Origin of the sequence: Pannonibacter carbonis (genome assembly GCF_003012935.1) — a bacterium.
Lineage (GTDB): Bacteria > Pseudomonadota > Alphaproteobacteria > Rhizobiales > Stappiaceae > Pannonibacter > Pannonibacter carbonis.
This window is the reverse complement of the sequence record NZ_PUDR01000010.1, coordinates 164,846-187,090: the sequence shown is the minus strand read 5'-3', so window position 1 is coordinate 187,090 and position 22,245 is coordinate 164,846. Positions and strand designations below refer to the sequence as shown.

Annotated in this window: 21 protein-coding genes; 13 read left to right on the top strand and 8 right to left on the bottom strand. The window is 64.9% G+C overall.

The genetic code is table 11. From position 1 onward, the window contains the following. Positions 1-6 precede the first annotated feature (6 nt). The 10 genes from uraH to uraD all read left to right on the top strand — a co-directional run bounded on the left by uraH (position 7) and on the right by uraD (position 12,016). Positions 7-357: a hydroxyisourate hydrolase gene (gene uraH, locus C8348_RS15310; protein WP_106754226.1), complete on the top strand. Its 351-nt coding sequence runs from the start codon at positions 7-9 to the stop codon at positions 355-357. A gap of 3 nt (positions 358-360) precedes the next feature. Further along, positions 361-1,848 (top strand): xanthine dehydrogenase small subunit, encoded by a 1,488-nt coding sequence (gene xdhA, locus C8348_RS15305; protein ID WP_106754225.1) that lies wholly within the window; start codon positions 361-363, stop codon positions 1,846-1,848. Continuing rightward, the gene (xdhB, locus tag C8348_RS15300) at positions 1,832-4,168 is read left to right on the top strand and encodes a xanthine dehydrogenase molybdopterin binding subunit (protein ID WP_106754224.1); all 2,337 of its coding nucleotides are present in this window, start codon (positions 1,832-1,834) and stop codon (positions 4,166-4,168) included. Before xdhA ends, xdhB begins: the two co-directional genes overlap by 17 nt. Next, positions 4,165-5,160 (top strand): xanthine dehydrogenase accessory protein XdhC, encoded by a 996-nt coding sequence (xdhC, locus tag C8348_RS15295; protein WP_106754223.1) that lies wholly within the window; start codon positions 4,165-4,167, stop codon positions 5,158-5,160. The genes xdhB and xdhC overlap by 4 nt, the downstream gene beginning before the upstream one ends. Positions 5,161-5,275: 115 nt before the next feature. Beyond that, complete coding sequence (locus tag C8348_RS15290; protein WP_198647080.1) at positions 5,276-6,829, top strand: ABC transporter ATP-binding protein; 1,554 nt, start codon at positions 5,276-5,278, stop codon at positions 6,827-6,829. Next, positions 6,826-7,917: an ABC transporter permease gene (locus C8348_RS15285; RefSeq protein WP_244294027.1), complete on the top strand. Its 1,092-nt coding sequence runs from the start codon at positions 6,826-6,828 to the stop codon at positions 7,915-7,917. The genes C8348_RS15290 and C8348_RS15285 overlap by 4 nt, the downstream gene beginning before the upstream one ends. Further along, the gene (locus C8348_RS15280; protein WP_106754220.1) at positions 7,910-8,824 is read left to right on the top strand and encodes an ABC transporter permease; all 915 of its coding nucleotides are present in this window, start codon (positions 7,910-7,912) and stop codon (positions 8,822-8,824) included. Before C8348_RS15285 ends, C8348_RS15280 begins: the two co-directional genes overlap by 8 nt. A gap of 105 nt (positions 8,825-8,929) precedes the next feature. Beyond that, entirely contained in the window at positions 8,930-9,994 is a 1,065-nt protein-coding gene (locus tag C8348_RS15275) for a BMP family ABC transporter substrate-binding protein (RefSeq protein ID WP_106754219.1), read from the top strand. A gap of 307 nt (positions 9,995-10,301) precedes the next feature. After that, entirely contained in the window at positions 10,302-11,483 is a 1,182-nt protein-coding gene (locus C8348_RS15270) for a urate hydroxylase PuuD (RefSeq protein WP_106754218.1), read from the top strand. A 14-nt stretch (positions 11,484-11,497) separates the two neighbouring features. Next, positions 11,498-12,016: a 2-oxo-4-hydroxy-4-carboxy-5-ureidoimidazoline decarboxylase gene (gene uraD, locus C8348_RS15265; RefSeq protein ID WP_106754260.1), complete on the top strand. Its 519-nt coding sequence runs from the start codon at positions 11,498-11,500 to the stop codon at positions 12,014-12,016. A gap of 9 nt (positions 12,017-12,025) precedes the next feature. Here uraD and C8348_RS15260 read toward each other — a convergent pair whose 3' ends face one another. From C8348_RS15260 to C8348_RS15225, 8 genes are all read right to left on the bottom strand, one after another. Further along, the gene (locus tag C8348_RS15260) at positions 12,026-13,168 is read right to left on the bottom strand and encodes a DUF1176 domain-containing protein (protein ID WP_106754217.1); all 1,143 of its coding nucleotides are present in this window, start codon (positions 13,166-13,168) and stop codon (positions 12,026-12,028) included. Continuing rightward, entirely contained in the window at positions 13,165-13,482 is a 318-nt protein-coding gene (locus C8348_RS15255) for a DUF1653 domain-containing protein (protein WP_198647073.1), read from the bottom strand. Before C8348_RS15255 ends, C8348_RS15260 begins: the two co-directional genes overlap by 4 nt. An 89-nt stretch (positions 13,483-13,571) precedes the next feature. Then, the gene (locus C8348_RS15250) at positions 13,572-14,669 is read right to left on the bottom strand and encodes an energy transducer TonB (RefSeq protein ID WP_106754215.1); all 1,098 of its coding nucleotides are present in this window, start codon (positions 14,667-14,669) and stop codon (positions 13,572-13,574) included. Beyond that, positions 14,666-15,067 carry an ExbD/TolR family protein gene (locus C8348_RS15245; RefSeq protein ID WP_208983782.1) on the bottom strand — a complete coding sequence of 134 codons (402 nt, stop codon included), beginning with the start codon at positions 15,065-15,067 and terminating at the stop codon, positions 14,666-14,668. The genes C8348_RS15250 and C8348_RS15245 overlap by 4 nt, the downstream gene beginning before the upstream one ends. A 22-nt stretch (positions 15,068-15,089) precedes the next feature. Then, complete coding sequence (locus tag C8348_RS15240) at positions 15,090-15,449, bottom strand: ExbD/TolR family protein (RefSeq protein WP_244294026.1); 360 nt, start codon at positions 15,447-15,449, stop codon at positions 15,090-15,092. Between the two features lie 31 nt (positions 15,450-15,480). After that, positions 15,481-16,209, bottom strand: coding sequence for a MotA/TolQ/ExbB proton channel family protein (locus tag C8348_RS15235; RefSeq protein WP_106754213.1), 729 nt, complete (start codon positions 16,207-16,209; stop codon positions 15,481-15,483). Between the two features lie 10 nt (positions 16,210-16,219). Beyond that, a complete protein-coding gene (locus C8348_RS15230; RefSeq protein ID WP_106754212.1) occupies positions 16,220-16,657 on the bottom strand; it encodes a hypothetical protein in 438 nt (145 codons plus the stop codon). A 2-nt stretch (positions 16,658-16,659) separates the two neighbouring features. Beyond that, positions 16,660-18,786 carry a TonB-dependent receptor domain-containing protein gene (locus tag C8348_RS15225; RefSeq protein ID WP_106754211.1) on the bottom strand — a complete coding sequence of 709 codons (2,127 nt, stop codon included), beginning with the start codon at positions 18,784-18,786 and terminating at the stop codon, positions 16,660-16,662. 332 nt (positions 18,787-19,118) lie between these two features. Between C8348_RS15225 and C8348_RS15220 the strand changes: the two genes are divergently transcribed. The 3 genes from C8348_RS15220 to C8348_RS15210 are packed head-to-tail and all read left to right on the top strand — an operon-like array spanning position 19,119 to position 22,241. Further along, positions 19,119-20,210 carry a hemin-degrading factor gene (locus C8348_RS15220; RefSeq protein ID WP_106754210.1) on the top strand — a complete coding sequence of 364 codons (1,092 nt, stop codon included), beginning with the start codon at positions 19,119-19,121 and terminating at the stop codon, positions 20,208-20,210. Positions 20,211-20,223: 13 nt separating this feature from the next. Further along, a complete protein-coding gene (locus C8348_RS15215; protein ID WP_106754209.1) occupies positions 20,224-21,138 on the top strand; it encodes a heme/hemin ABC transporter substrate-binding protein in 915 nt (304 codons plus the stop codon). Further along, positions 21,135-22,241, top strand: coding sequence for a FecCD family ABC transporter permease (locus C8348_RS15210; protein ID WP_106754208.1), 1,107 nt, complete (start codon positions 21,135-21,137; stop codon positions 22,239-22,241). Before C8348_RS15215 ends, C8348_RS15210 begins: the two co-directional genes overlap by 4 nt. The last annotated feature ends 4 nt before the right edge of the window (positions 22,242-22,245 follow it).

Sequence of the window (22,245 nt, the reverse complement as noted above, 5' to 3'; positions counted from 1 at the left end):
TGAAGTATGGGGCGTTTGACGACGCACGTGCTGGATACGGCGTTGGGTCGTCCGGCGGCTGGACTGGTGATCGAGCTGTGGGCCGTCGAGCCGAAGCCATCACGCCTGCGCCGGGTCGAGACCAACGCGGATGGCCGCGTTGATGGTGCGATCCTGGAAGGGGCAGAGTTTGGTCCCGGCATCTATGAGCTGCGCTTCTTCGCCGGTGACTATCTGAAGGCCAGTGGCGCTGCCCTGACCGAACCGCTGTTTCTCGACATCATCCCGATCCGCTTTGGCATTTCCTCGGCAAAGGACCACTATCACGTGCCCTTGCTGCTCTCGCCTTATGGCTATTCCACCTATCGGGGCAGTTGAGCCATGCGCGACACGATCCGCTTCCTGCGTGCTGGTGCTGTTGTCGAACTGACCGATGTCGGCCCGATGGACACCGTTCTCGACTATCTGCGCCTGACGGAACGCGCAACCGGCACCAAGGAAGGCTGTGGCGAGGGCGACTGCGGCGCCTGCACGGTGGCCCTTGGCCGACTGGTGAATGGCAGGCTGGTGTATCAGCCGGTCAATTCCTGCATCCAGCTGCTGGGCATGATTGATGGCGCGGAACTGGTGACGGTTGAAGACCTGAGCGCTGATGGCAAGCTGCATCCGGTCCAGAAGGCGATGCGGGATCTGCACGGCTCGCAATGCGGCTTCTGTACCCCAGGCTTCATCATGAGCCTGTTCACGCTGTATCACGCCCAGGGAATGGAACGGAGCCGCAAGGCGGTGACCGACTGGCTTGCCGGGAACCTGTGCCGCTGCACCGGCTATCGTCCCATCATCGATGCGGCCCTGGCCTCCTGTTTTGACGCCGCCGACGATGCCTTTGCCTGGCGCGCCAGCGAGACCCGCGATGCGCTGCGCCGCCTGGCGGATTCGCGCGATGTGTTTCTCGGCTCGACGGAGAGTTTCTTTGCTGCCCCGGCGACGGTCGAAGGGCTCGCCGCGATCTACGGCCAGCATCCGGATGCGACGCTTGTTGCCGGGGCAACCGATGTCGGCCTCTGGATTACCAAGGGCCTGCGGACACTGCCAAAGATCATCCACCTCGGCCGTGTTTCCGGCATGACCCGGATTGAGGAGACACCTGCCGGCCTGTTTCTTGGGGCAGCCGTGACTTACACCGCCGCCGAACCGGCCCTGACCCGGATTGCGCCGGACCTCGGCGAATTGCTGCGCCGCATTGGCTCAAAGCAGGTCCGCGCCTCTGGAACCATTGGCGGCAATGTTGCCAATGGCTCGCCCATAGGTGACACGCCGCCGGCCTTGATCGCGCTTGGTGCCAGGGTGGAGTTGCAGCAGGGCGACGATCTCCGCGTCTTGCCGCTGGAGGATTTCTTCCTCGACTACGGCAAACAGGATCGCAGGCCGGGAGAGTTTGTTGCCGGCCTTTTCGTTCCCCGGCCTGAGGCGGAGCATTTCTATCGCTGCTACAAGATATCGAAGCGCTTCGACCAGGATATTTCGGCCGTAATGGGGGCCTTTCGCCTGACGATTGTCGACAGCCTGATTCATGAAGCACGGATCGCCTTTGGCGGCATGGCGGCAACACCGAAGCGGGCATCCGGGGCGGAAGCTGCCCTGGTTGGGGCCAGCCTCGATGACCCGGCGACCTGGGGAGCCGCGATCCGGGCACTGACCATGGACTACAAACCGATCACCGACATGCGGGCCAGCGGAGACTACCGCACCGAGGCGGCGCGGGCCTTGCTCGTCAAGGCGCTAATGGAGGCAAGCGGTGCGACGGAACCGCTACGCCTAAAGGGCGCGGCCCATCAGGAAGGGGGCGACAATGAACGCGCCGCATGACACCCGCCAGATGACTGCCGGTCTCGCGCATGTTCACAAGTCGCTACCGCATGACAGCGCCGAGAAGCATGTCACGGGGACGGCGACCTACATCGATGACATGGTCGAGCCGCAGGGTCTCCTGCATGTGGTGCCAGGCTGGACGCGGCATGCAGCGCGTGGACGCATTCTCGCCATGGACCTTGAAGCGGTGCGCAAGGCCGAAGGGGTCGTCACGGTCCTGACCGCTCGGGATGTCCCCGGCCATAATGACTTTTCCCCCTCCATTGGCGGTGATCCCGTCCTGGCGGCGGATGAGATTCTGTTTCACGGGCAGGTGCTTTTTGCCGTGGTCGCGACGTCTCGCGATGCCGCCCGTCGGGCAGCCCGGCTTGCCCGGATCGAGGTGGAGCCACTGGCACCGATCGTCACCGTCGAAGATGCTGTCGCCGCAGACGTTACCGTGCTGCCGGATTACCAGTTCCGCCGCGGCGATCCCGAGGGCGCCCTTGCAGGCGCTGAACGCCGTCTGTCCGGATCGTTCCACATCGGTGGACAGGAACATTTCTATCTGGAGGGTCAGGTCGCTCTGGCACTGCCCGGCGAGGACCGCAGCATGCTGGTCCATACCTCGACGCAGCATCCGACAGAAGTGCAGCATGTCGTTGCCAAGGTTCTGGCGGTGCCGGATGCTCTTGTAACGGCGGAAATCCGCCGCATGGGCGGTGGCTTCGGCGGCAAGGAGAGCCAGGCGAACCAGTGGGCCTGCCTCGCCGCGCTGGCAGCAAGGGTCACCGGCAGGCCGTGCAAGATCCGGCTTGACCGCGATGACGATATGATCATGACCGGCAAGCGGCATGATTTCCGGGTCGACTGGGCCGTTGGCCATGATGACAGCGGCCGCATCCGCGCCGTCGACATGACGCTTCTGGCACGTTGCGGCTATTCTGCCGACCTGTCGCTCGGGGTTGTCGACCGTTCGATGTTCCATTCCGACAGCAGCTATTTCTATCCCGATGCGGTGATCCGGTCGCGGCGGCTGCGCACGGATACCTGTTCCAACACAGCCTTTCGTGGCTTTGGTGGGCCGCAGGGCATGCTGGCAGCCGAGCGAATGGTCGACGCCATTGCCATCACGCTGGGACTTGATCCACTCGAAGTGCGCAAGCGCAATTTCTACGATGGCACTCGCAATCTGACGCCCTACGGCATGCCGGTCGAGGAATGGCAGACCTTGCACACGATCGTGGAGCAACTCGAGGACGGCGCCGGCTATTGGCAGCGTCGGCATGAGGTTCGCGCCTTCAACGCTCGCAATCATGTGCTCAAAAAGGGCCTGGCCCTGACGCCGGTCAAGTTCGGCATTTCCTTCACGCTGAAACATCTCAACCAGGCCGGTGCGCTGGTGCATCTCTATACCGACGGCTCGGTGCACCTGAACCATGGCGGCACCGAGATGGGGCAGGGGCTCTACCAGAAGGTGGCACAGGTGGTGGCCGACGAGCTCGGGGTGACGCTCGACAAGGTCGCGATCACCGCCACGACCACGGCCAAGGTGCCCAACACGGGGCCGACCGCCGCGTCATCCGGCACTGATCTTAACGCCATGGCTGCGCGCAATGCGGCCCGCACGATCCGTGACCGGCTGACGGCCTTTGCAGCCGAGCGCTACACCTGTCCGCCTGAGGCCGTCGTCTTCCGCCGCAACCGGGTGATTGCCGGGGACATCGAAATCCCGTTGGCAGAGCTTGCCCGGGCAGCGCACCAGGCCCGTATCCACATGTCCGATGCCGGTTTTTACGCCAGCCCGAAAATCACCTGGGACCGCGAGACCGCCAGTGGCCGCCCGTTCCTCTACTTCGCCTATGGTGCGGCGATGAGCGAGGTGACCATCGACACCATGACCGGCGAAATGGTCGTTGACCGGATCGACGTGCTGCATGATGTCGGCCATTCGCTCAATCCCGCCATCGATATCGGCCAGATCGAGGGCGGTTTTGTGCAAGGCATGGGTTGGCTGACGACTGAGGAACTGGTCTGGGATGCGCAAGGCCGGCTGCGTACCCATGCGCCATCGACCTACAAGATCCCGACCGCATCCGACATTCCGGCGCATTTCAATGTGAAATTGTTCGACGGTCCCGGCAACCCTGAGGAAACGATCTACCGCTCCAAGGCGGTCGGCGAACCGCCGGTGATGCTGGCCAATTCCGTGTTCTGCGCAATCACGGACGCAATCGCCTCCTTGCGCCCCGGCCATGTTCCCGCGCTCGATACGCCGGCAACGCCCGAAGCCATCCTGAAGGCCGTTCGGGCGATGAAATCGGGAGTGGCCATATGAGCCTGTGGCGCCGGATAGCCGACGGCCTCGCCCGAGACGGGGCCTGCGCCCTTGTCACGGTGGCGGAGGTGGCCGGCTCGGCGCCGCGGGAAGTGGGGGCCCGCATGATCGTACGGGCCGATGGCGGCTTGTCGGGTACGATCGGGGGCGGAACGCTGGAGTATGAGGCAATCCGCTGGGCCAGGGCAGCGATGGCAGATGGCCGGAGTGACCTTGCCCTGCGGCGGGTTTCGCTCGGGCCTGACCTCGGCCAATGCTGTGGCGGGCGGGTTGAGGTTGCGATTGAAGCCTTTTCGGTCAAGGACTTGGCCGAGGTTTCGGCCCTGGCTGAGCGCGAGGCGATGGGGGGACGGTTTCTGACCCGGCGCGATCCCCTCACGGGGCAGCGCAAGGTCGCCGCGGTGAACGCCGACCTTCCCGCCGCCGCCTTTGTTCAAGCCGAAGACGGCAGTGTGCTGGAGTGGTTCGGGGCCTCCGAGCGGCCCGTCTGGCTGTTCGGGGCGGGGCATGTTGGCCGGGCGGTGGTTCTGGCTCTGGCACCGCTTCCGTTTGCGGTCACCTGGATCGACAGCAGGGCGGACATGTTTCCGGGGGCGATGCCGGGGCAGCTAACCTGCATTGCCCATGACCGGCCGGCAGAACTGGTGGACAAGGCCCCTGATGATGCCTTTATTTTGATCATGACGCATTCGCATGCGCTTGATGAGGACATCGCTGCGGCGGCACTGGGGATTGGCAGATTTCCCTATGTCGGCGTGATCGGCAGCGCGACCAAACGGGCGCGGTTTGTCAGCCGGCTTGGCAAACGTGGCGTCGCCCCTGCGGCAGTCGCGGCCATGGTCTGCCCGGTCGGGGCAGGGGGCGTCTCGTCCAAGCTGCCGGCGGCGATTGCGGCTTCGATTGCCGTGGAACTGCTGGTCAAAAATGAGGCAGCAAACGGGGAAACCTTATCCAATCAAACTCTTGCGCTAGGCTCAGGGCTAAGACAATAACACCGCCAAGCGTAGGAACTTCCGGGGGGACGGCGTGGACAGCAGCACTGCAGCGGCAGAAGAGGGCACAGACAACGCCCCGCCCGGTGGCGGAGGGCGGCGCGCGGGCGCTGAAATTCTCCTCGCCGCGCGCGGCATCACCAAGCGTTTTGGCAGTATCGCTGCCAACGCGGATGTGGATCTCGTCATCAACAAGGGCGAGATCCATGCGCTGCTGGGGGAGAACGGCGCCGGCAAGTCGACGCTGGTGAAGATCCTCTATGGTGCACTGGAACCGGATGCGGGCAGCGTCGAGTGGCAGGGCAAGCCGGTGCGGGTGGCCTCTCCGGCAGCGGCCCGGTCGCTCGGCATCGGCATGGTGTTCCAGCATTTCTCCCTGTTCGAAGCCTTGAGCGTGTCGGAGAATATCGCGCTTGCGTTGGAGAAACCCGGGACAATGCGCAGCCTTGGCGAGAGAATTCGCGCCGTCTCGCGCGAGTATGGCCTGCCGCTCGATCCGGACGCGCTTGTTGCCGATCTTCCCGTTGGTATTCGCCAGCGGATCGAGATCGTCCGCTGCCTGTTGCAAGCGCCGCGCCTGATCATCATGGACGAGCCTACCTCGGTCCTGACCCCGCAGGAGGCCGACGAGCTGTTCCTCACCCTCAAGCGCCTGGCGTCCGAAGGTTGCGCGGTTCTCTACATCAGCCACCGGCTGGAAGAGGTGCAGCGCATCTGTCACCACGCCACGATCCTGCGCCATGGCAAGGTGGTGGCAGAATGTGATCCGACACTGGAGACGCCAGGCTCGCTGGCCCGGATGATGGTGGGCGCCGAGATTGGCCATGTGGCGGCGGCGAGCCGGCCGGATGTCACGTCCCCGGTCCGCCTGTCTGCCCGTTCGCTCAGTCTTGCACCGGCGACACCCTTTGCCGTTCCGTTGAGCGGCGTAACGGTCGAGGTGAAGGCGGGCGAGGTGGTCGCGATTGCCGGTGTTGCCGGAAACGGGCAGGGCGAGCTGTTTGATGCCCTGACCGGCGAGCGCAGGACGGCGGCCGGGATGGTCACGATCGATGGCGCGCCTTGCGGCCAGGAGGGCATCACCCGCCGCCGCCAGCGGGGCGCGGCCTTCGTTCCTGAAGAGCGCCTCGGTCATGGCGCCGTTCCGGGATTCCGTCTGTCCTCGAACATCCTTCTGACGCGGCATGCCACCGATGATGGCCTGGTGAAGGGTGGTCTCGTTGCCTTCGGGCGGATCGGCGAGATGGAGAAGCGGATCAAGCAGGTCTATGACGTGCGCATGTCGCATGACGACCCGGAGGCCCGCTCGCTGTCGGGTGGCAATCTGCAGAAATTCGTCGTCGGCCGCGAAATGAGCCGCAATCCGGGTGTCCTGATCGTTAACCAGCCGACCTGGGGCGTCGACGCGGGCGCTGCCGCGCTCATCCGTCAGGCGCTGGTGGATCTGTCGCGCAAGGGATCGGCGGTGCTGGTGATCAGCCAGGACCTCGATGAAATTTACGAAATCGCCGACCGGATCGCCGTCATTTCACGCGGCCACCTGTCGCCAGCGGAACCGGCTGCAGCGATGACGCGCGAGCGCATCGGCCTGCTGATGGCCGGCGGAGCCGAGGCTGGCACGGCAGCACCTGTGCCGGTGACGGCGGCAGCGGCAGCGGGAGGGGCATGATGCGGATTGTTCTCATCAAACGGTCAGAACACAGCCGGCTGATGACCGGGCTGTCGCCTGTGATTGCGGTCATGCTGACAATGCTGTCCGCTGCGCTGCTGTTTGCCGTTGCCGGGCATGACGCAGGACTTGCGCTGTACAAGTTCTTCATCGAGCCGATGACCGACCTCTGGTCCTTGCAGGAACTGCTGGTCAAGGCGGTGCCGCTGGTGCTGATCGCCTGCGGCCTGTCGGTCTGCTACCTGTCCAACAACTGGAACATCGGCGCCGAAGGGCAGTTCGTGATCGGTGCCCTTGCAGGGTCCGTCCTGCCGGTGCTGTTTCCCGCCTTCGACAACGGCCTGACCTTGCCGTTGATGCTGCTGTTCGGTGCGGCGGGCGGCGCGCTCTATGCGCTGGTTCCGGCGCTGTTGAAAAACCGCTTCAACACCAATGAGATCCTCGTCAGCCTGATGCTGGTTTATGTCGCCAACCTGACGCTGGATTATCTGGTGCGCGGCCCCTGGCGCGATCCGGCCGGCTTCAACTTCCCCGAAACTGCGCTGTTTTCCGCCTCGGCCATGCTGCCGACTGTCGGTGACGGGCGGTTGTCGATCTCGCTCTACATTGCCATCGCCATTGCCATCCTGTTGTCGCTGCTGCTGGCGCGCACGCTCAAGGGCTTCGAGATCCGGGTGCTGGGCGAGAGCCCGCGTGCGGGTAGCTTTGCCGGTTTCTCGCAAAAGCGGATGACCGTCTTTGCCTTCATGGTTTCGGGCGGCCTTGCCGGTCTTGCCGGGATCATGGAAGTGGCCGGTTCGCTCGGCCAGCTGCAGCCGACGATTTCGCCGGGCTATGGCTTTACCGCGATCATCGTTGCCTTCCTCGGCCGGCTCAATCCGCTCGCCATCGTCGTTGCCGGTTTCGTGCTGGCGCTCAGCTACATCGGCGGGGAGAGCGTGCAGGCCTCGATGGGCATTTCGGACAAGATTGCAAGCGTTGTGCAGGGCATGCTGCTGTTCTTCGTGCTCGCCTGCGACACGCTCATCCTCTACCGGATCAAGCTGCAATTCGGCCAGACGGCCAAGGGAGGCCACGCCCATGTTTGAAGCCATCCTCCTGACTGTCATCACCGCGGCAACGCCGCTGCTGCTGGCGGCCATCGGCGAACTGGTGGTGGAACGCTCCGGCGTCCTGAACCTCGGCGTCGAGGGCATGATGATCATGGGCGCGGTGACCGGCTTTGCCGTCGCCAATCTTACCGGTTCGGGCACGCTCGGCATCCTGGGGGCCATCGGCGCCGGGATGGCGCTGTCGGCGCTGTTCGGGTTCCTGGTGCTGGTGCTGGTCACCAATCAGGTGGCCACCGGCCTTGCCCTGACGCTGCTGGGTCTTGGCCTGTCGGGCCTCATCGGTGAAGCCTTCATCGGTGTTCCCGGCCTCAAGCTGGAAAAGCTGGATCTGCCGTTCCTGACCGACTTGCCCTTCATCGGGCCAGTGATCTTCGGTCAGGATCCGATTGTCTACATGTCCGTCGCGATTGTCATTGCGGTTGCCTATGCGCTGGCCCGGACCCGGGCAGGCCTTGTGCTGCGGGCGGTGGGTGACAACCATGCCTCGGCGCATGCGCTTGGCCTTTCGGTGCTGAAAGTGCGTTTCCTTGCGGTTCTCTTCGGCGGGGCCTGTGCCGGTCTTGCCGGCGGCTACATGTCGCTCGCCTACACGCCGCAATGGGTAGAGAATATGACCGCAGGGCGCGGCTGGATCGCGCTGGCGCTCGTTGTTTTCGCCTCCTGGCTGCCCTGGCGGGTGGTGATCGGAGCCTATCTTTTCGGCGCGGTCACGGTGCTGACCTTCCATGCCCAGGCTGTTGGCGTCGGTGTGCCCTCACAGCTCTTGTCGAGCCTGCCCTATATTGCCACCATCCTCGTGCTGGTGTTCATCTCCTCGAACCGCCGCCTGACGCTGGTCAACACGCCTGCGTGCCTCGGCAAGCCGTTCGTCCCTGATCGCTGATCACCGCGTCAGCCGCCGGGGCCGTCGCGGTCCGGTCCCGGATGCCATCACCATGATCCGCCTGTGCTTCGATCCGAAGTCCCAACCAAAAGGGGAAGTGTCACAATGAAGAACATCCTGAAAGCTGCTGTCGCGGCTATTGCTCTTGCCGCTGCCGGCTCTGCCGCTCAGGCCGCTGACCTGAAGGCCTGCTTCATCTATGTCGGCCCGGTCGGCGACTTCGGCTGGTCCTACCAGCATGACCAGGGCCGCCTTGCCATGGAAAAGCACTTCGCCGGCAAAGTGGAAACTGCCTATCTGGAAAGCGTGCCGGAAGGCGCTGACGCCGAGCGCGCCATCGAGCGCTTCGCTCGTGAAGGCTGTGGCATCATCTTCACCACCTCCTTCGGCTACATGAACCCGACCCTGAAAGTGGCGGCCAAGTATCCGGACGTGAAGTTCGAACATGCGACCGGTTACAAGACCGCCGCAAACGTAGCGACCTATAACTCGAAGTTCCACGAAGGCCGTTACATCCTCGGCCAGATTGCTGCCAAGATGTCGACGAAGGGCACCGCCGGTTACATCGGCTCGTTCCCGATCCCGGAAGTTGTCTCCGGCATCAACTCGTTCCTGCTCGGTGCCCAGTCCGTCAATCCCGACTTCAAGGTCAAGATCGTCTGGGTCAACTCCTGGTTCGACCCGGCCAAGGAAGCCGATGCGGCCAAGGCTCTGATCGACCAGGGCGCGGACATCATCTCGCAGCACACCGATTCCACCGCGCCGCTGCAGGTGGCGGCCGAGCGCGGCGTGCTGGGCTTTGGTCAGGCCTCCGACATGATCGCCTTTGCGCCGAAGTCGCAGCTGACCTCGATCATCGACGAGTGGGGCCCGTATTACATCGAGCGCGTCCAGGCGGCTCTGGATGGCACCTGGGAAAGCAAGCAGACCTGGCACGGCCTGAAGGAAGGCCATGTGGTCATGGCTCCTTACACCAACATGCCGGATGACGTTGCCGCACTGGCCAAGGAAACCGAAGCCAAGATCATCGCTGGCTGGGAGCCCTTCACCGGTCCGATCACCAAGCAGGATGGCACGGAAGCGGCTGCGGACGGCGTGCGTCTCGACGACGGCGCGATCCTTGGCATGAACTGGTACATCAAGGGCATTGACGACAAGCTGCCGCAGTAACCGGCAAGCGGGCGGGGGCGGTCTTCGCGCCCCTGCCTTCGTTCCGGGATGTGCCCTTGGCGGGACCATTCCTCCCGGGTCATCCCCGCCTTGTGCGGGGATCCATCTGGCGTCTCACCAGGCTCTGATGGTTGTTGTTCGCTCTGGCCGTGGGGGTGGATCCCCGCACAAGGCGGGGATGACGGCTGCGGGTGAGTGGGGAGAACTGCTGAAGCCGGGACGCCGGTGATGGTGTCACTGGCCAAGAATGACGGGGTCGCAGGTTCCGTTCGCTGCACAAAAAGACGAAATTTCCAGAGAGAGTGCCATGCTGATGACCTTCGCTGCTGACTGGCTCAACCTGCTGCTTCGCTGGGCGCATCTGGTTGTCGGCATTGGCTGGATCGGCGCGTCGTTTTACTTCATCGCGCTGGACCTCGCCCTGCGCAAGCGAGAGGGCATGCGCGAGGGCGTCTATGGCACGGCCTGGGAAGTGCATGGCGGCGGCTTCTACCACGTGGAAAAATTCACCGTGGCTCCGTCGTACCTGCCGCAGGACCTGATCTGGTACAAGTGGGAGGCCTATCTCACCTGGGTCACGGGCTTTGCCCTTCTGGTGGTGCAGTACTACTTCAATGCTTCGACCTATCTTATTGATCCAAATCGACTTGTTCTGACGCCCGGTGAGGCGGTTTTGATTTCGGTCGCAAGCCTTGCTGCCGGCTGGTTCATCTATGACGGGCTGTGCCGCTCGGCGATCGGGCGCAACACGCCGCTGCTGGCGGGCTGTCTCATCATCCTGATCCTGGGCGCGTCCTACTTGTTCACACAGGTCTTCTCCGGCCGTGGCGCGTTGATCCACGTCGGGGCCTTCATTGGCACGATCATGGCCGTCAACGTGTTCGGCGTGATCATTCCGAACCAGAAGAAGATCGTCGGCAGCCTGCTGCGCGGGGAAGCGCCGGATCCAGCGCTCGGCCAGATGGGCAAGCAGCGGTCGGTGCACAACAACTACCTGACGCTGCCGGTGCTTTTGATGATGGTCTCGAACCATTACCCGATGCTGACGGGGCATCCGCATGCCTGGATTCTGGTGGCGCTGGTCCTCGTCATCGGCGGCATGGTGCGCCACTTCCTCAACCGGCATGAGGCCGGCGACCCGTTCGCCCGTTACTGGTGGTCGCTGCCGGTGGCAGCCGTTGGACTTGTGGCCGCGCTGGTGATGACCGCGCCGACCGACTATTCAGGCGCGGCCACGGTGGCCGATGCGGAGGCGCTGAAGATCAGCCAGGCCCATTGCGTCATGTGCCATGCGGCGACGCCAACCCATGAGGGCTTCGGCGAGGCTCCGAAGGAGGTGCGGCTGGAAACGGTTGCCGATCTCAGGCGCTACGCGGATCTGATCATGGCGCAGGCGGTGCAGTCCGATGCCATGCCGCTTGGCAACGAGACCGGCATGACCGATGCCGAGCGGCAGACGCTCGGTGCCTGGATCGCGCAGCAGAAGTGAAGCAGGCATATCCGATGAGCGCAAAGCTGAGTATCGACGCCGTCAACGGCCTGAGCGCCGAAGCGTTTCTCGGGCACTACGGCGATGTGGCCGAACATTCGCCCTGGGTTGCCGAGCTGGCGGCCACGCGCCGGCCCTTCGCCAGCCGCGAGGCGCTGGTCGCGGCGTTTGATGCGGCGATGCAGGCGGCCCCGCGGGAGCGGCAGATGGCGCTGATCCGGGCGCATCCGGATCTGGCCGGCAAGGCGGCGATTGCCGGGGAAATGGCCGAGGATTCCAAAAAGGAACAGGCCGGGGCTGGTCTTGACCGGCTCAGCGCGGACGAGTTTGCCCGTTTCACGGCGCTCAATGACGCCTACAAGGACAAGTTCGGCTTTCCGTTTATCTTCGCAGTGAAAGGCGCGACCAAGGACATGATCCTGGCCGCCTTCGAGAGCCGGATCGGCAATGACCCGGCGACCGAGTTTGCAACCGCACTGGCACAGATCGCGCGGATCTTCCGCTTCCGCCTGGAAGACCGCGTGGAAGATTGAGCGGCGCGCTCAGCCTTCGCGTTTCCAGATCAGCGGATAGGATTCCGGCGCGTCGTCGACGCCGTTGCAGTCCTTCTTTTCGCGCAGTTCCAGCGCCTCCCAGCCGATGCTCTCGCCTTCCAGGAACACCAGCTCGTAGGTCTCGAAGCGGCCGCAGTCGCCGACGCCGCGGGCGCGGGCAAAGGAGGTCAGCAGCGAGGTCTTCGGATCGAAGATCGGGCTGATGATCTCCGGATCCTCGGTCGGCTCGCCGGTCGGCGGGCCCTGGAAATGCAGCAGGGCGGCGTTGAGGTCGCCGTCGAGCAGGATGGAATAGACATAGACGAAGGTGCCCTGATAGGCGCCGAGGAAGCAGGGCAGCTCCCAGATGCCGCTGCGCTCGTCGATGCCGTAGAAGGTGCCGCCGATGCTCTCGATGGTGTCGGGCAGGGGGCAGGCGGGCCCGCCGGCGACCGCCTCGCGCACCCGGTCCGGGATGTCGGCAAGGGTGGCCAGCTTGCGCGTCTCGATGATCGGCACGCGGCGGTCATCCGTCACGGTCGACTGGACGACCTGGGTCTCGCCCGGGCGGAACGAGAGGAAATAGCGGCCGGCGGCCGGGTCACGCGGGCCCTGCACGACGACCGCATCTGTGCGGCCAATGCGGCCCTGGGCGTCATCCATCAACGCGAAAACGGGCGTGAAGCCATCGAGCGAAACGGCGATCTCGGTCTGCTTGCCGTCAGGCAGTTCGACCACGGCGGTGGCGGTGGCCGCGGCCTTCAGCGCCATCATCATCGGCTCGTTCGGCGTGATGCCGCCGAAGCGGACCTTGCCGTCCGAGGGCTCCTTGGTGATATCACCGACCATGCGGTAGTCCTCGCTCGGCACCCAGAGGCGGAGCTTGCCACCGACCGGCGGGGTCAGCGAGGATTGGAATTCCAGCACCATCTCCGCCGATGGATCAGCCGGGCGTTCCAGTGCCAGGCGCAGGTAATGATCCTGGCCGACCGAGACGAAGCTGTCGGCGATGCAAAGACCGTCCGTGTCGCAGGACAGGGTCCAGTTGCCATCCTGCAGCACCAGTTCACTGGCAAGGGCAGGCTGAGCCGCCAGACCAAGGAGAGCTGCTCCGGCCAGCATGCAGCGCTGGCGCATCATCCACCGGCTCATGGCCTTGGCTCCTGTTCAAGCTGTTCGAAACGACCATCGAGAAATTCATCCATGGGCCGGGCCCAGATCGTGCCATCGTGGCCCTGGTACAGGAAGGCCTCCGCGCCCGTCGCCTCGATGCGGCACTTGCCGAGGATCCGGTAGGTGCCTTGCGTCTTGCGGTGGCGCCAGAGGGTGCCGCGCAGCGCCGGGTCAAGCCCGTCGCGGGCCACCATCAGCTGAGCGTCTTGCGCAAGAGATGGGCTCGGCTGTTCGGCCGCAGTGGCAGTCAAGCCGGAGGCTGGCAAAGAACCTGGCAAAGAAACGCCGGACATGGATGCTCCTTGTGGCCCGGCACTGCGGGCATTTCACAAGTCATACGGCAGTCAGCAGAGGTTTCACAAGGCTCAGGTGTGTTATCAATCTATCGAAATGCAATCGGAATGGTGAAGGTCCAGCTGTCGCGGCGTGCGGCAGCGGGAATGGCCGGGAAGGGCGCGGCCCGGCGCACGGTTTCAAGCGCGGCCTCGTCCAGTTCAGGCACGCCGGAACTGCGGGCGACGCGGATCAAGGAGGCGCTGCCGCCCTTCGCGACGACGAAGGACACCAGCGTTTCGCCGGTCAGGCGGCGGCGCTTGGCCGAGGGCGGATAGTAAAGCGCACGGCGCAAGGCGCGGCTGATCTGGCCGGGATAATTGGTGACGTCGGAATTGCCTTCCGCATTGTCCGTGCCGATCCGTCCGGCGCCACCGGCGAGGGCGGTGACGTTCGACTGGCCACCGGCTCCCCCTTGGGCCGGCGCGGCGGGCGCACTGGTCTTGGCGTTGGATTGGGCGGCGGCACCCGGGGCCTTGGCCGCAGCTGGTTTGGCTGGCTTTTTCGGTTTGGGCGTGTCCGTTTTTTTCGGCTCGGGTTTGGCAGGCTCGGGCTTTGCCGGTTCTGACTTTGCCGGTTCTGGAAGGGGCTTCACCGCCTCGACGGGAACAACGGGCGCGAGCGACGCAGGGGCGACGGCGGAGACCGGCTCGGCGGGTTTCTGTGCGGGCGGGGCGCTCGGGGCTGTGGCAGCAAGTGCCAGCGTTGCGGTTGGGTCCGCAGCAAGGGGCTCGGGCAGGACGACTGGCGCTGCGGCCAGCGGAGTGGGCTCGGCCGCAGGCTGCAGAGGTGCCGGCTCGATGGCGGCGACGGGGGGACGCGGGGCCTCGGCGGGCCTGACCGGCTCAGTGACCGGCTCTGTTACGGGCGGGGCGACGGGCAGCGTCTCGGCCGGTTGCGACTGCGGGTCGGGGTCCGGGGTCTCAGGGGTGAGCGTGTCGGGTTGGGTCGCGGCGACAATGGTATCGCTGGGATCACCGGACTGGATGACGGTGTCAAAGGCCGTGCCGATATCCGCGCCGATCTGGACGCCGCCGCCGGCAAGCTGAGGTGTTTCCTCGCGCGTCAGGGCGATCACCCCGGCACCGAGATGGAAGGTCAGCGACAGGCCGAGAGCCAGGCCAATGTGCCACGGCCGCAGTCTCATGGCGTGATCCGTCGGGTGACGACCTTGACCCTTGCTGCGCCGGCCTGCTTGAGGGCATCGACGACCTCGACGAGCTTGCGCGCGTCCAGCTCCCGGTCGGCGGCGAGAAGGATTTCAGGTGCGTCCGTGGTCAGGCGCATGCGCCGGTCGGCGACGAAGGCGTCGGCGGAAATGTCTGCGCCGCGGAAGGTCAGGCGGCCGTCGGCATGGACGAACAGCGCATCGGGCGGCGGCAGGGATTCAGCGTCGCGGGCATCGGTCAGGGTGACCGCGCTGTCGAGCGGCGGGGCAAGCTGGCCGGCGACAAGGAAGAAGATCAGCATCAGGAAGACGATGTTGATCAGCGAGATGGTGGTTTCCATCTTGCGCACCGGCTTGTCGCGTTCGAGGCGGATCACGGGATAAGGTCCTTGTGGCAGATCAGCGGGCGACGGTGAGGGTCAGGTCGGTTCCTGACAGCCTTGCGGCCCGGCGCAGCGCCTCGACGGCATCGACCAAGGCCTGGGCATTGGCTCCCTCGCGCGGCAGGATCATCGCGGATTTTGCGCCCTTCGCGAGGTACCCGGCGAGATCTGCCTCGACCGCATCCGGGCTGACGACCGTTCCGTTGATGCGCAGCCCCTCGCCGGAAACCATGACAAGAATGTCGGGCGTCGTGGCAACGCCGCTTCCGCCAGCCTTGCCGGTCCCGCCAAAGTCGACAGACCCAAACCGGGTGAAGGTCGAGGACAGCATGAAAAACAGCAACAGCAGGAAGATGACGTCGATCAGCGACGTCATCGACAGGGGTCTGCGGCGGGGCGCCGGCTTGTCAATGTGCATGCGAGGCCCGGATCGCGACGGCAGGCGCCTGTCCGACAGCTACAGGGGCAACAGAGGCGGTCTGGTGGCTCAGGCCGGGTGTGCCGGGCAAGGCGACCAGGATTTCGGCGCAGATGGTTTCGATCGCCACGCGCTCGCTCTCGACCCAGCTCTCGAACATCGACAGGATGGCCGAGACCGGCATGGCGACCGCAAGACCGGCGGCGGTGGTCAGGAGCGCGACCCAGATACCACCGGCCAGAAGCGACGGATCGACGGAACTGCCGGCGGATTGCAGCGACTGGAAAGCCTCGATCATGCCGATGACGGTGCCGAACAGACCGAGCAGCGGGGCAAGCTGGGCAATGGTATCGAGCGCCTTGAAGCCGCCCTGCAGGCCATGCAGACGCGCGGTGGCGATGCGGGCAATCTCGGTCTCGATGTCGGAACGGTCCATGCCACCGGCCAGCGACAGGTGCATGGCATTGGCAATGGCTTCCTCGGCAGCGCCCGCCGGCTGGTCAAGGAGGCTTGCCGCCTCGCGCTTGCGGCCCTGCCGCCACAGGCGGGCCGCAAGGCGGGCCCGTCCGGGACGCGCCGTGCGGCAGGTGCCAAACTGGACAAGCTTCAGCAGGATGATGGCGAGCGCCACGACCGACATCAGCGCGATCAGGACCACGACCGGACCGCCGAGGTCCAGAAGATCCGTAACAGGTTGCAGCAGGGCGGCGCTCAGCATGGCAGGTATCCTACTTGTTGAAGCTGATGGGCGTGCGGGAGGCGGTGGACAGCGGGGCGGCGCAGAGCGGCGAGGCGGCCGTGGCACCGCCGCAGCCTGACGCGCCGTTGACCAGGATCGAACCGATGCTCTCGCAAGTCCCACCCGGGATCTGGAACTGGCGAACCACGGTCTTGCCCTCCGGCAGCGCGCCGAAGTCGAACACCGTCATGCGGTCCACCAGCCCATCCTTGTCGAAGAGCACGAACTCGAAGCCGGCCGAGGGCAGCGCCGCGCCGGTGGCGTTGCTGGCCACGAAGGTCAGCAGGCATCCGTTGCTCGCGGCGGCGGCCTTGTTCAGCTCCAGCGTCACGCCCTTGCCATCCGCCGCATGGGCCGGATTGGCAAAGAAGGCCGCAACGGTAAGCGAGACGGCGGCAAAGACTTCCAGTTGACGTGCAAATCGCATTCTTACCACCCGAACTGCTTGTTGACGGTGAGCTTGAACGTCCGCCCCCGGCCGTCATCGCCGGCGAGGTTGTTGCGGTAGCGCTTGTCGAAAATGTTGTCGACGGAGGCACGGACTTCCCAGCCCTTGAACTGGGTCGCCTCGTCGCCCTTCCAGCCGATGAAGGCGTCATGGACGGCGTAGCCCGCGAAAGGCCCGGTGGTCTGCCCGGTCGAGATCGAGGTCGCGAATTGGCCGCGCCAGCCGAAGGTGAGGTTGTAGTCCGGCACCCGCGCGCCGAGCGTCACGGCGACCGTGTCGGCCGGAATCGAGGCGAGGGTCTTTTTCGTCTTCTCGTCCTTGCCGCGAATGATGCTGTAGGCGAAGTTCGCAAAGGCATAGCGCGACTGATAGTCGGCCTCGAACTCGACGCCGTAAATGCGGGCCTGGTTGATGTTGACGTAATAGGGGACAGGCACGCTCAGATTGTTCTGCGGGTTGGTGGCGATCAGATTGGTCAGGTTGTTGTAGAAGCCGGTCGTCTTGAACTGCAGCGCGTCACCATCCTGGATCAGATCCTTGCCAGACACGGCAAAGCCGGCCTCGTAGTTGAGCGACTCTTCCTTCTTCAGCCCGAGGCTGGCTGTCCGTCCGCCGGGATAGGTGGCTCCGGGTCGGGTTGGCCGTGCCGATGTCGAGAACAGTTCATCGAGCGTCGGCAAGCGTTCGGTTCGGGCGAGCGATCCGAAAACCGAGAAGCTTTCGGTGAACTTGTACATGGCCGCGATCTTTGGCGAGAAGGCGAGATACGACTGCGACCGGGCGCCGGGGATGCGGCTGTCGGGTTCCAGCGAGACGTAATCGAGACGGACGCCGGGAATGATCGTCAGCTTTTCGTTCCAGATGAACTCGTTCTGAAGGAACACCCCGATCTTGCGGTCGGTGCCTTCCGGATGGAAGTCGACCCAGCCGGTGCCGCCTTTGGTCTTGCCGGTCCGCTGCTGATAGGACAGCTGGGTGCCGAGCGTCAGGAAGTTGGCGAAGTTGTCGCCGGTCGTCTCGAACGTGTTCTCCAGCTTGGCCTGCCAGGTGCGGTAGCCATATTCGCTATCGAGGAACAGCGGTGACGAGATGCGGGCGGTCGCATTGTCCTGAACGACCTTGGTGTCCGAGACAGACAGGTTCAGCTTGAGGTCCAGGAACGGATTGCCCTGCGCCGGGTTTTCATAGGCAAACACCAGCGTCTGGTCGGTAATCTGACGGTCGATGTTGCCGAAGTCATTGACGGTACGGTTCTGAGCGTAGGACGTGTCGTCCGCATCGCTCTGCCAGCGCTGATAGGACAGGCGGACGCTCTGTTCGTTGTTGTCACCGAAATGATGGGTGACCTTGGCAAGGCCCGAGAACGCCTCGAAGCCCGAGCCGGGAACCTTGGTGCCGTAGCCGGTGAGATAGTCATTGGCGCGGCGGAAATTGCCGTTGACCAGAACGTCCGTCTGCTCGCCAAGGCGCGCCGCAAGGATGGCCGACGTGCTGAGGCCTTCCTTGTTGGAATCGAGCATGGACTTCAGCCGCAGCGCGACCTTTTCGTTCGGCGACAGGAAGTCAGATGCATCCTTGGTGACGAAGTTGATCACGCCGCCGAGGGCGCCCGACCCGTACAGGGTGGAGGACGCCGGTCCACGCAGCACCTCGACCTGCTTGTAGAGCTCCGGATCGGAGAAGAACGAGCCCATGTTGTACTGTTCGTAGAACTTGGTCGCGCCATCCACGGTGATGATGATGGTCGATTCGTCCGAGGCATTGGCCGCGCCGACGCCGCGAATGTTGAAGCCCTGACCGCCGACACGGTCGGTGCCGATGATCGTCACGCCGGGCGTCTGGCGGAAGATGTCGCCGATGGTGATGGCCTGTTCGTCGTCGATCTGTTCCTGATCGATGACCGTGACCGCCTGGGGCGTGTCGATGGCGACCTTTTCGCGGCCGGCCCCCACGACGAGGCGCTGCAGCGCCGTTGCCTGAGCCTCGGTCTTTGCGGCCGGTGCGGAGGAAGGCGCGGCCTGTTGCGCGAGGGCGGACGAGGTGCCCGCCAGAGCCAGAAGGGCAACACCCCCCATCAGATATGTCACATGCTTGCGCGCCGTTGCCATCGAAAAAGCCCCTGTCTTTGGACTGGCTGGCGCGAGCTTGCTTGTCCCTGAAACGGATTGTGTTTCCTGAATATCGCATTCAGGTATTGCGGTCGATACAAAAGATGAATATTCAAGTCAACTATTGAACGAACCCTGCGGCCTGCCTTTGCGATCCGGCGTGGCTGCAGCGTCACAATGAGGACCGGCAAGAGCCGAACCCCGCCAGGTCATCCCCAGCTCCAAGGACGATCCGGCCGGTCCCCGTACACAGGATGTCCCGGAGGGACAGGAAATCACGGCCCGTGCCGCACCGCCTTGACCGGTTGCCGCACGAACATGAGGGGAAAGCCATGACCACAAACCAGAGCCAAGCTGCGGACCACGTTCCGGCCCAGCGTCCGGGACCGGAGGCCATCCGCGCGGCTGTTGCAGCCCATCCGGAGCGCCGCGAGCGGGACCTTGCCCGGGACCTGGGCGTCAGCGAAGCCGAGCTGGTTGCGGCCTTCTGCGGCGAGGGCGTGATCCGTCTTACACCGTCCTTGTCCGGGATCTGCAACGGCATGAAGGCCGTGGGCGAGGTAATGGCCCTGACGCGCAACGAAAGCGCCGTGCACGAGAAGATCGGGCCGTTCGAAAAGTTTGTCGATGGCAGCCGGGCGGCCATGATGCTGGGCAGCGCGATCGATACGCGCATGTTCCCGTCTCACTGGGTGCATGCCTTTGCCGTGGAAAAGCCGGGGGAATCCGGTCCGCGCCGCAGCATCCAGGTGTTCGACGCCCATGGCGATGCCGTGCACAAGATCCATCTGCGGGCGACCTCCGATGTGGCGGCCTTTGAGGCGCTGGTCAAAGACCTGACCCATGCGGACCAGAGCGCGGGGCTTGGCGTGGTGCCGGTTGCAGCGCTGCGTCCGGAGCGGCCGGCGCGGGACACGTCCAAGGCTGCCGAACTCAACCGGCGCTGGAGCGCGATGACGGATACGCATCAGTTCTTCGGCCTGCTGCGCGATATGGACCTGCACCGGCTGAACGCATTTGAACTCGTTGGCGAGGAATGGGCCTGGAAGGTCGATGGCGATTCGGTGCGTGCGATGATGCGGCTGGCCGCAGACAACGACATCCCGATCATGTGCTTTGTCGGCAGCCGGGGCTGCATCCAGATCCATTCGGGGCCGGTGCGCCAGATCAAGGAAATGGGGCCGTGGATCAATGTCCTCGATCCGACCTTCCACCTGCATCTGCGGCTGGATCACATTGCCGAGGTGTGGGCTGTGCGCAAGAACGCCGACAACGGGCATGTCACGTCGCTCGAGGCCTTTGATGCCGATGGCCAGCAGATCATCCAGTTCTTTGGCCTGCGCAAGGAAGGCCGCGAGGAACGCTCCGACTGGCGCGATCTGGTCGAGCACTTGCCGCGCGTCGGCCAGCTTGCGGTCGCCTAAGGGGAGGGGAACGATGCGTGCAGTCGTCTCTTTCGCTCGCCCCAAGGCAGCGGCCCTGATCGCCGCGGCCGTGCTGAATGTCGGCCTGACCCTGAGCCTGTCGTCCGCCTGGGCGGCAGAGACCGCGGATCTGACCGGTGCGAAGCGGATCGTGTCGATCGGTGGTTCGGTCACCGAGATCGTCTATGCGCTGAAGGCGGAGGGCCGGCTGGTGGCGCGGGACAGCACCAGTACCTATCCGCCAGAAGCAACGAGCCTGCCGGATGCGGGCTATATCCGCGCGTTGAATGCCGAAGGCGTGCTCGGCGTGTCGCCGGATGCGATCCTGGCGCTGGAAGGCAGCGGTCCGCCTGAGGCGCTGGATGTGCTGAAGACGGCCGGGATCCCGTTGGCCATGGTGCCTGAAAGCTTCACCGCAGACGGGATCCTGGCAAAGATCGACCGGGTTGGCGCGGCCCTCGGGCTTCAGGATGAAGCGGCCACTCTGGCGGCAGCCGTCCGGGCGGATCTGGCCGCTGCGACGGCCGAGGCAGAGGGCATGCCGGAGAAGCCGCGGGTGCTGTTCGTCCTGTCGATGAATGGCGGCCGCGTGCTGGCTTCGGGCAAGGACACGGCGGCCGATGGCATCATCCGCATGGCCGGCGCCGTCAACGCCGTCGAGGCCTTTGCCGGCTACAAGCAGCTGACCGATGAGGCGATTGCCGACCTCAGGCCCGATGTGGTGCTGATGATGGACCGGGGCGGACAGCATGATGCCAAGGCTGACGAGCTTTTCGCCCATCCGGCCCTTGCCCTGACCCCGGCCGCCAAGACGCGCCGGGTGGTGCGGATGGACGGGCTGTACTTGCTTGGCTTCGGACCGCGCACGGCCGGTGCGGTGCGCGAGCTTGCCGTGGCCCTGCGCCGTCCCGGGACAGCGGCGCAATGACGCTTACCTCCAGCGCAGTTGACGTTTCGCCGGTCCGCCGGCGCAGGATCGAGGGTGACCGTGCTCCCCGCGCCCGCGTTGCCCTCGTCCTGCTGGCGGCCTGCCTGGCGCTTGTCATGCTCGGGGCGGTCTCGATTGGTTCGACAGGCTGGGCCAATGGCGAGGCGCTGCGGCTGATCCTGTCGGGCGAGCGGCCGACGGACAATCCCTTGCTGCTGCGGGACATCATCGTGCTGGCGGACATCAGGATGCCGCGTGTCATCATGGCCGCGCTGATTGGTGCCTCGCTGGCCGTCTCCGGTGCGGTGATGCAGGGGCTGTTCCGCAATCCGCTGGCCGATCCCGGCATTGTCGGCGTGTCTGCAGGTGCAGGACTTGGCGCGGCGCTGATGATCGTGCTGGGCGGCGGCGTGCTGGCGCCGGTTATCGGGCTCTTCGGCAATCACGCCGTGTCGGTCGCCGCCTTCCTCGGCGGGCTGGCGTCGACGATGCTGCTCTACCGCATCGGCACGCGCGGCGGATCAACCAACATTGCCACGATGCTGCTGGCCGGAATCGCGCTCGGGGCCCTGGCGGGGGCCGCGCTCGGGCTGCTGGTCTTCGTGGCCGATGACCGCGCGCTGCGCGATCTCAGCTTCTGGGGGCTTGGCTCGGTGGCGGGTGCCACCTGGGACAAGATCCTGACCGCCGGTCCGGTCATTGCGCTGGTGCTGCTGCTCAGTCCGCTTTTGGCCCGCGCGCTGAACGCGCTGGTTCTGGGCGAGGCGGCGGCGGGGCATCTCGGCGTCAACGTGCAGCGCCAGAAACGCCTTGCCATCGTGACCGTAGCAGCCGCGACGGGCGCGAGCGTCGCGGTGAGTGGCGGCATTGGCTTTGTCGGCATTGTCGTGCCGCATCTGCTGCGCCTCACCATCGGGCCGGATCACCGGTATCTGTTGCCGGGCTGTGCGCTGCTGGGTGCGATCATGCTGATTGCGGCCGACACGGTGGCGCGCATCATCGTGGCACCGGCGGAGCTGCCGATCGGCATCCTGACGGCCCTGGCCGGAGCCCCTTTCTTCCTCTGGATCCTGCTGACACGCAGGGGCTTTTCCCTCGGATGAGATG

Excerpts from the sequence above, each read along its gene's own strand:
- C8348_RS15220 (WP_106754210.1), top strand. The coding sequence starts at position 19,119 with ATGACCACAAACCAGAGCCAAGCTGCGGACCACGTTCCGGCCCAGCGT.
- C8348_RS15210 (WP_106754208.1), top strand. The coding sequence starts at position 21,135 with ATGACGCTTACCTCCAGCGCAGTTGACGTTTCGCCGGTCCGCCGGCGC.
- C8348_RS15215 (WP_106754209.1), top strand. The coding sequence starts at position 20,224 with ATGCGTGCAGTCGTCTCTTTCGCTCGCCCCAAGGCAGCGGCCCTGATC.
- C8348_RS15240 (WP_244294026.1), bottom strand. The coding sequence starts at position 15,449 with ATGACGTCGCTGATCGACGTCATCTTCCTGCTGTTGCTGTTTTTCATG.
- C8348_RS15235 (WP_106754213.1), bottom strand. The coding sequence starts at position 16,209 with ATGCTGAGCGCCGCCCTGCTGCAACCTGTTACGGATCTTCTGGACCTC.
- xdhC (WP_106754223.1), top strand. The coding sequence starts at position 4,165 with ATGAGCCTGTGGCGCCGGATAGCCGACGGCCTCGCCCGAGACGGGGCC.
- xdhA (WP_106754225.1), top strand. The coding sequence starts at position 361 with ATGCGCGACACGATCCGCTTCCTGCGTGCTGGTGCTGTTGTCGAACTG.
- C8348_RS15250 (WP_106754215.1), bottom strand. The coding sequence starts at position 14,669 with ATGAGACTGCGGCCGTGGCACATTGGCCTGGCTCTCGGCCTGTCGCTG.
- uraD (WP_106754260.1), top strand. The coding sequence starts at position 11,498 with ATGAGCGCAAAGCTGAGTATCGACGCCGTCAACGGCCTGAGCGCCGAA.
- C8348_RS15225 (WP_106754211.1), bottom strand. The coding sequence starts at position 18,786 with ATGGCAACGGCGCGCAAGCATGTGACATATCTGATGGGGGGTGTTGCC.
- C8348_RS15285 (WP_244294027.1), top strand. The coding sequence starts at position 6,826 with ATGATGCGGATTGTTCTCATCAAACGGTCAGAACACAGCCGGCTGATG.
- uraH (WP_106754226.1), top strand. The coding sequence starts at position 7 with ATGGGGCGTTTGACGACGCACGTGCTGGATACGGCGTTGGGTCGTCCG.
- C8348_RS15255 (WP_198647073.1), bottom strand. The coding sequence starts at position 13,482 with ATGTCCGGCGTTTCTTTGCCAGGTTCTTTGCCAGCCTCCGGCTTGACT.
- C8348_RS15230 (WP_106754212.1), bottom strand. The coding sequence starts at position 16,657 with ATGCGATTTGCACGTCAACTGGAAGTCTTTGCCGCCGTCTCGCTTACC.
- C8348_RS15280 (WP_106754220.1), top strand. The coding sequence starts at position 7,910 with ATGTTTGAAGCCATCCTCCTGACTGTCATCACCGCGGCAACGCCGCTG.
- C8348_RS15260 (WP_106754217.1), bottom strand. The coding sequence starts at position 13,168 with ATGAGCCGGTGGATGATGCGCCAGCGCTGCATGCTGGCCGGAGCAGCT.
- C8348_RS15270 (WP_106754218.1), top strand. The coding sequence starts at position 10,302 with ATGCTGATGACCTTCGCTGCTGACTGGCTCAACCTGCTGCTTCGCTGG.
- C8348_RS15275 (WP_106754219.1), top strand. The coding sequence starts at position 8,930 with ATGAAGAACATCCTGAAAGCTGCTGTCGCGGCTATTGCTCTTGCCGCT.
- xdhB (WP_106754224.1), top strand. The coding sequence starts at position 1,832 with ATGAACGCGCCGCATGACACCCGCCAGATGACTGCCGGTCTCGCGCAT.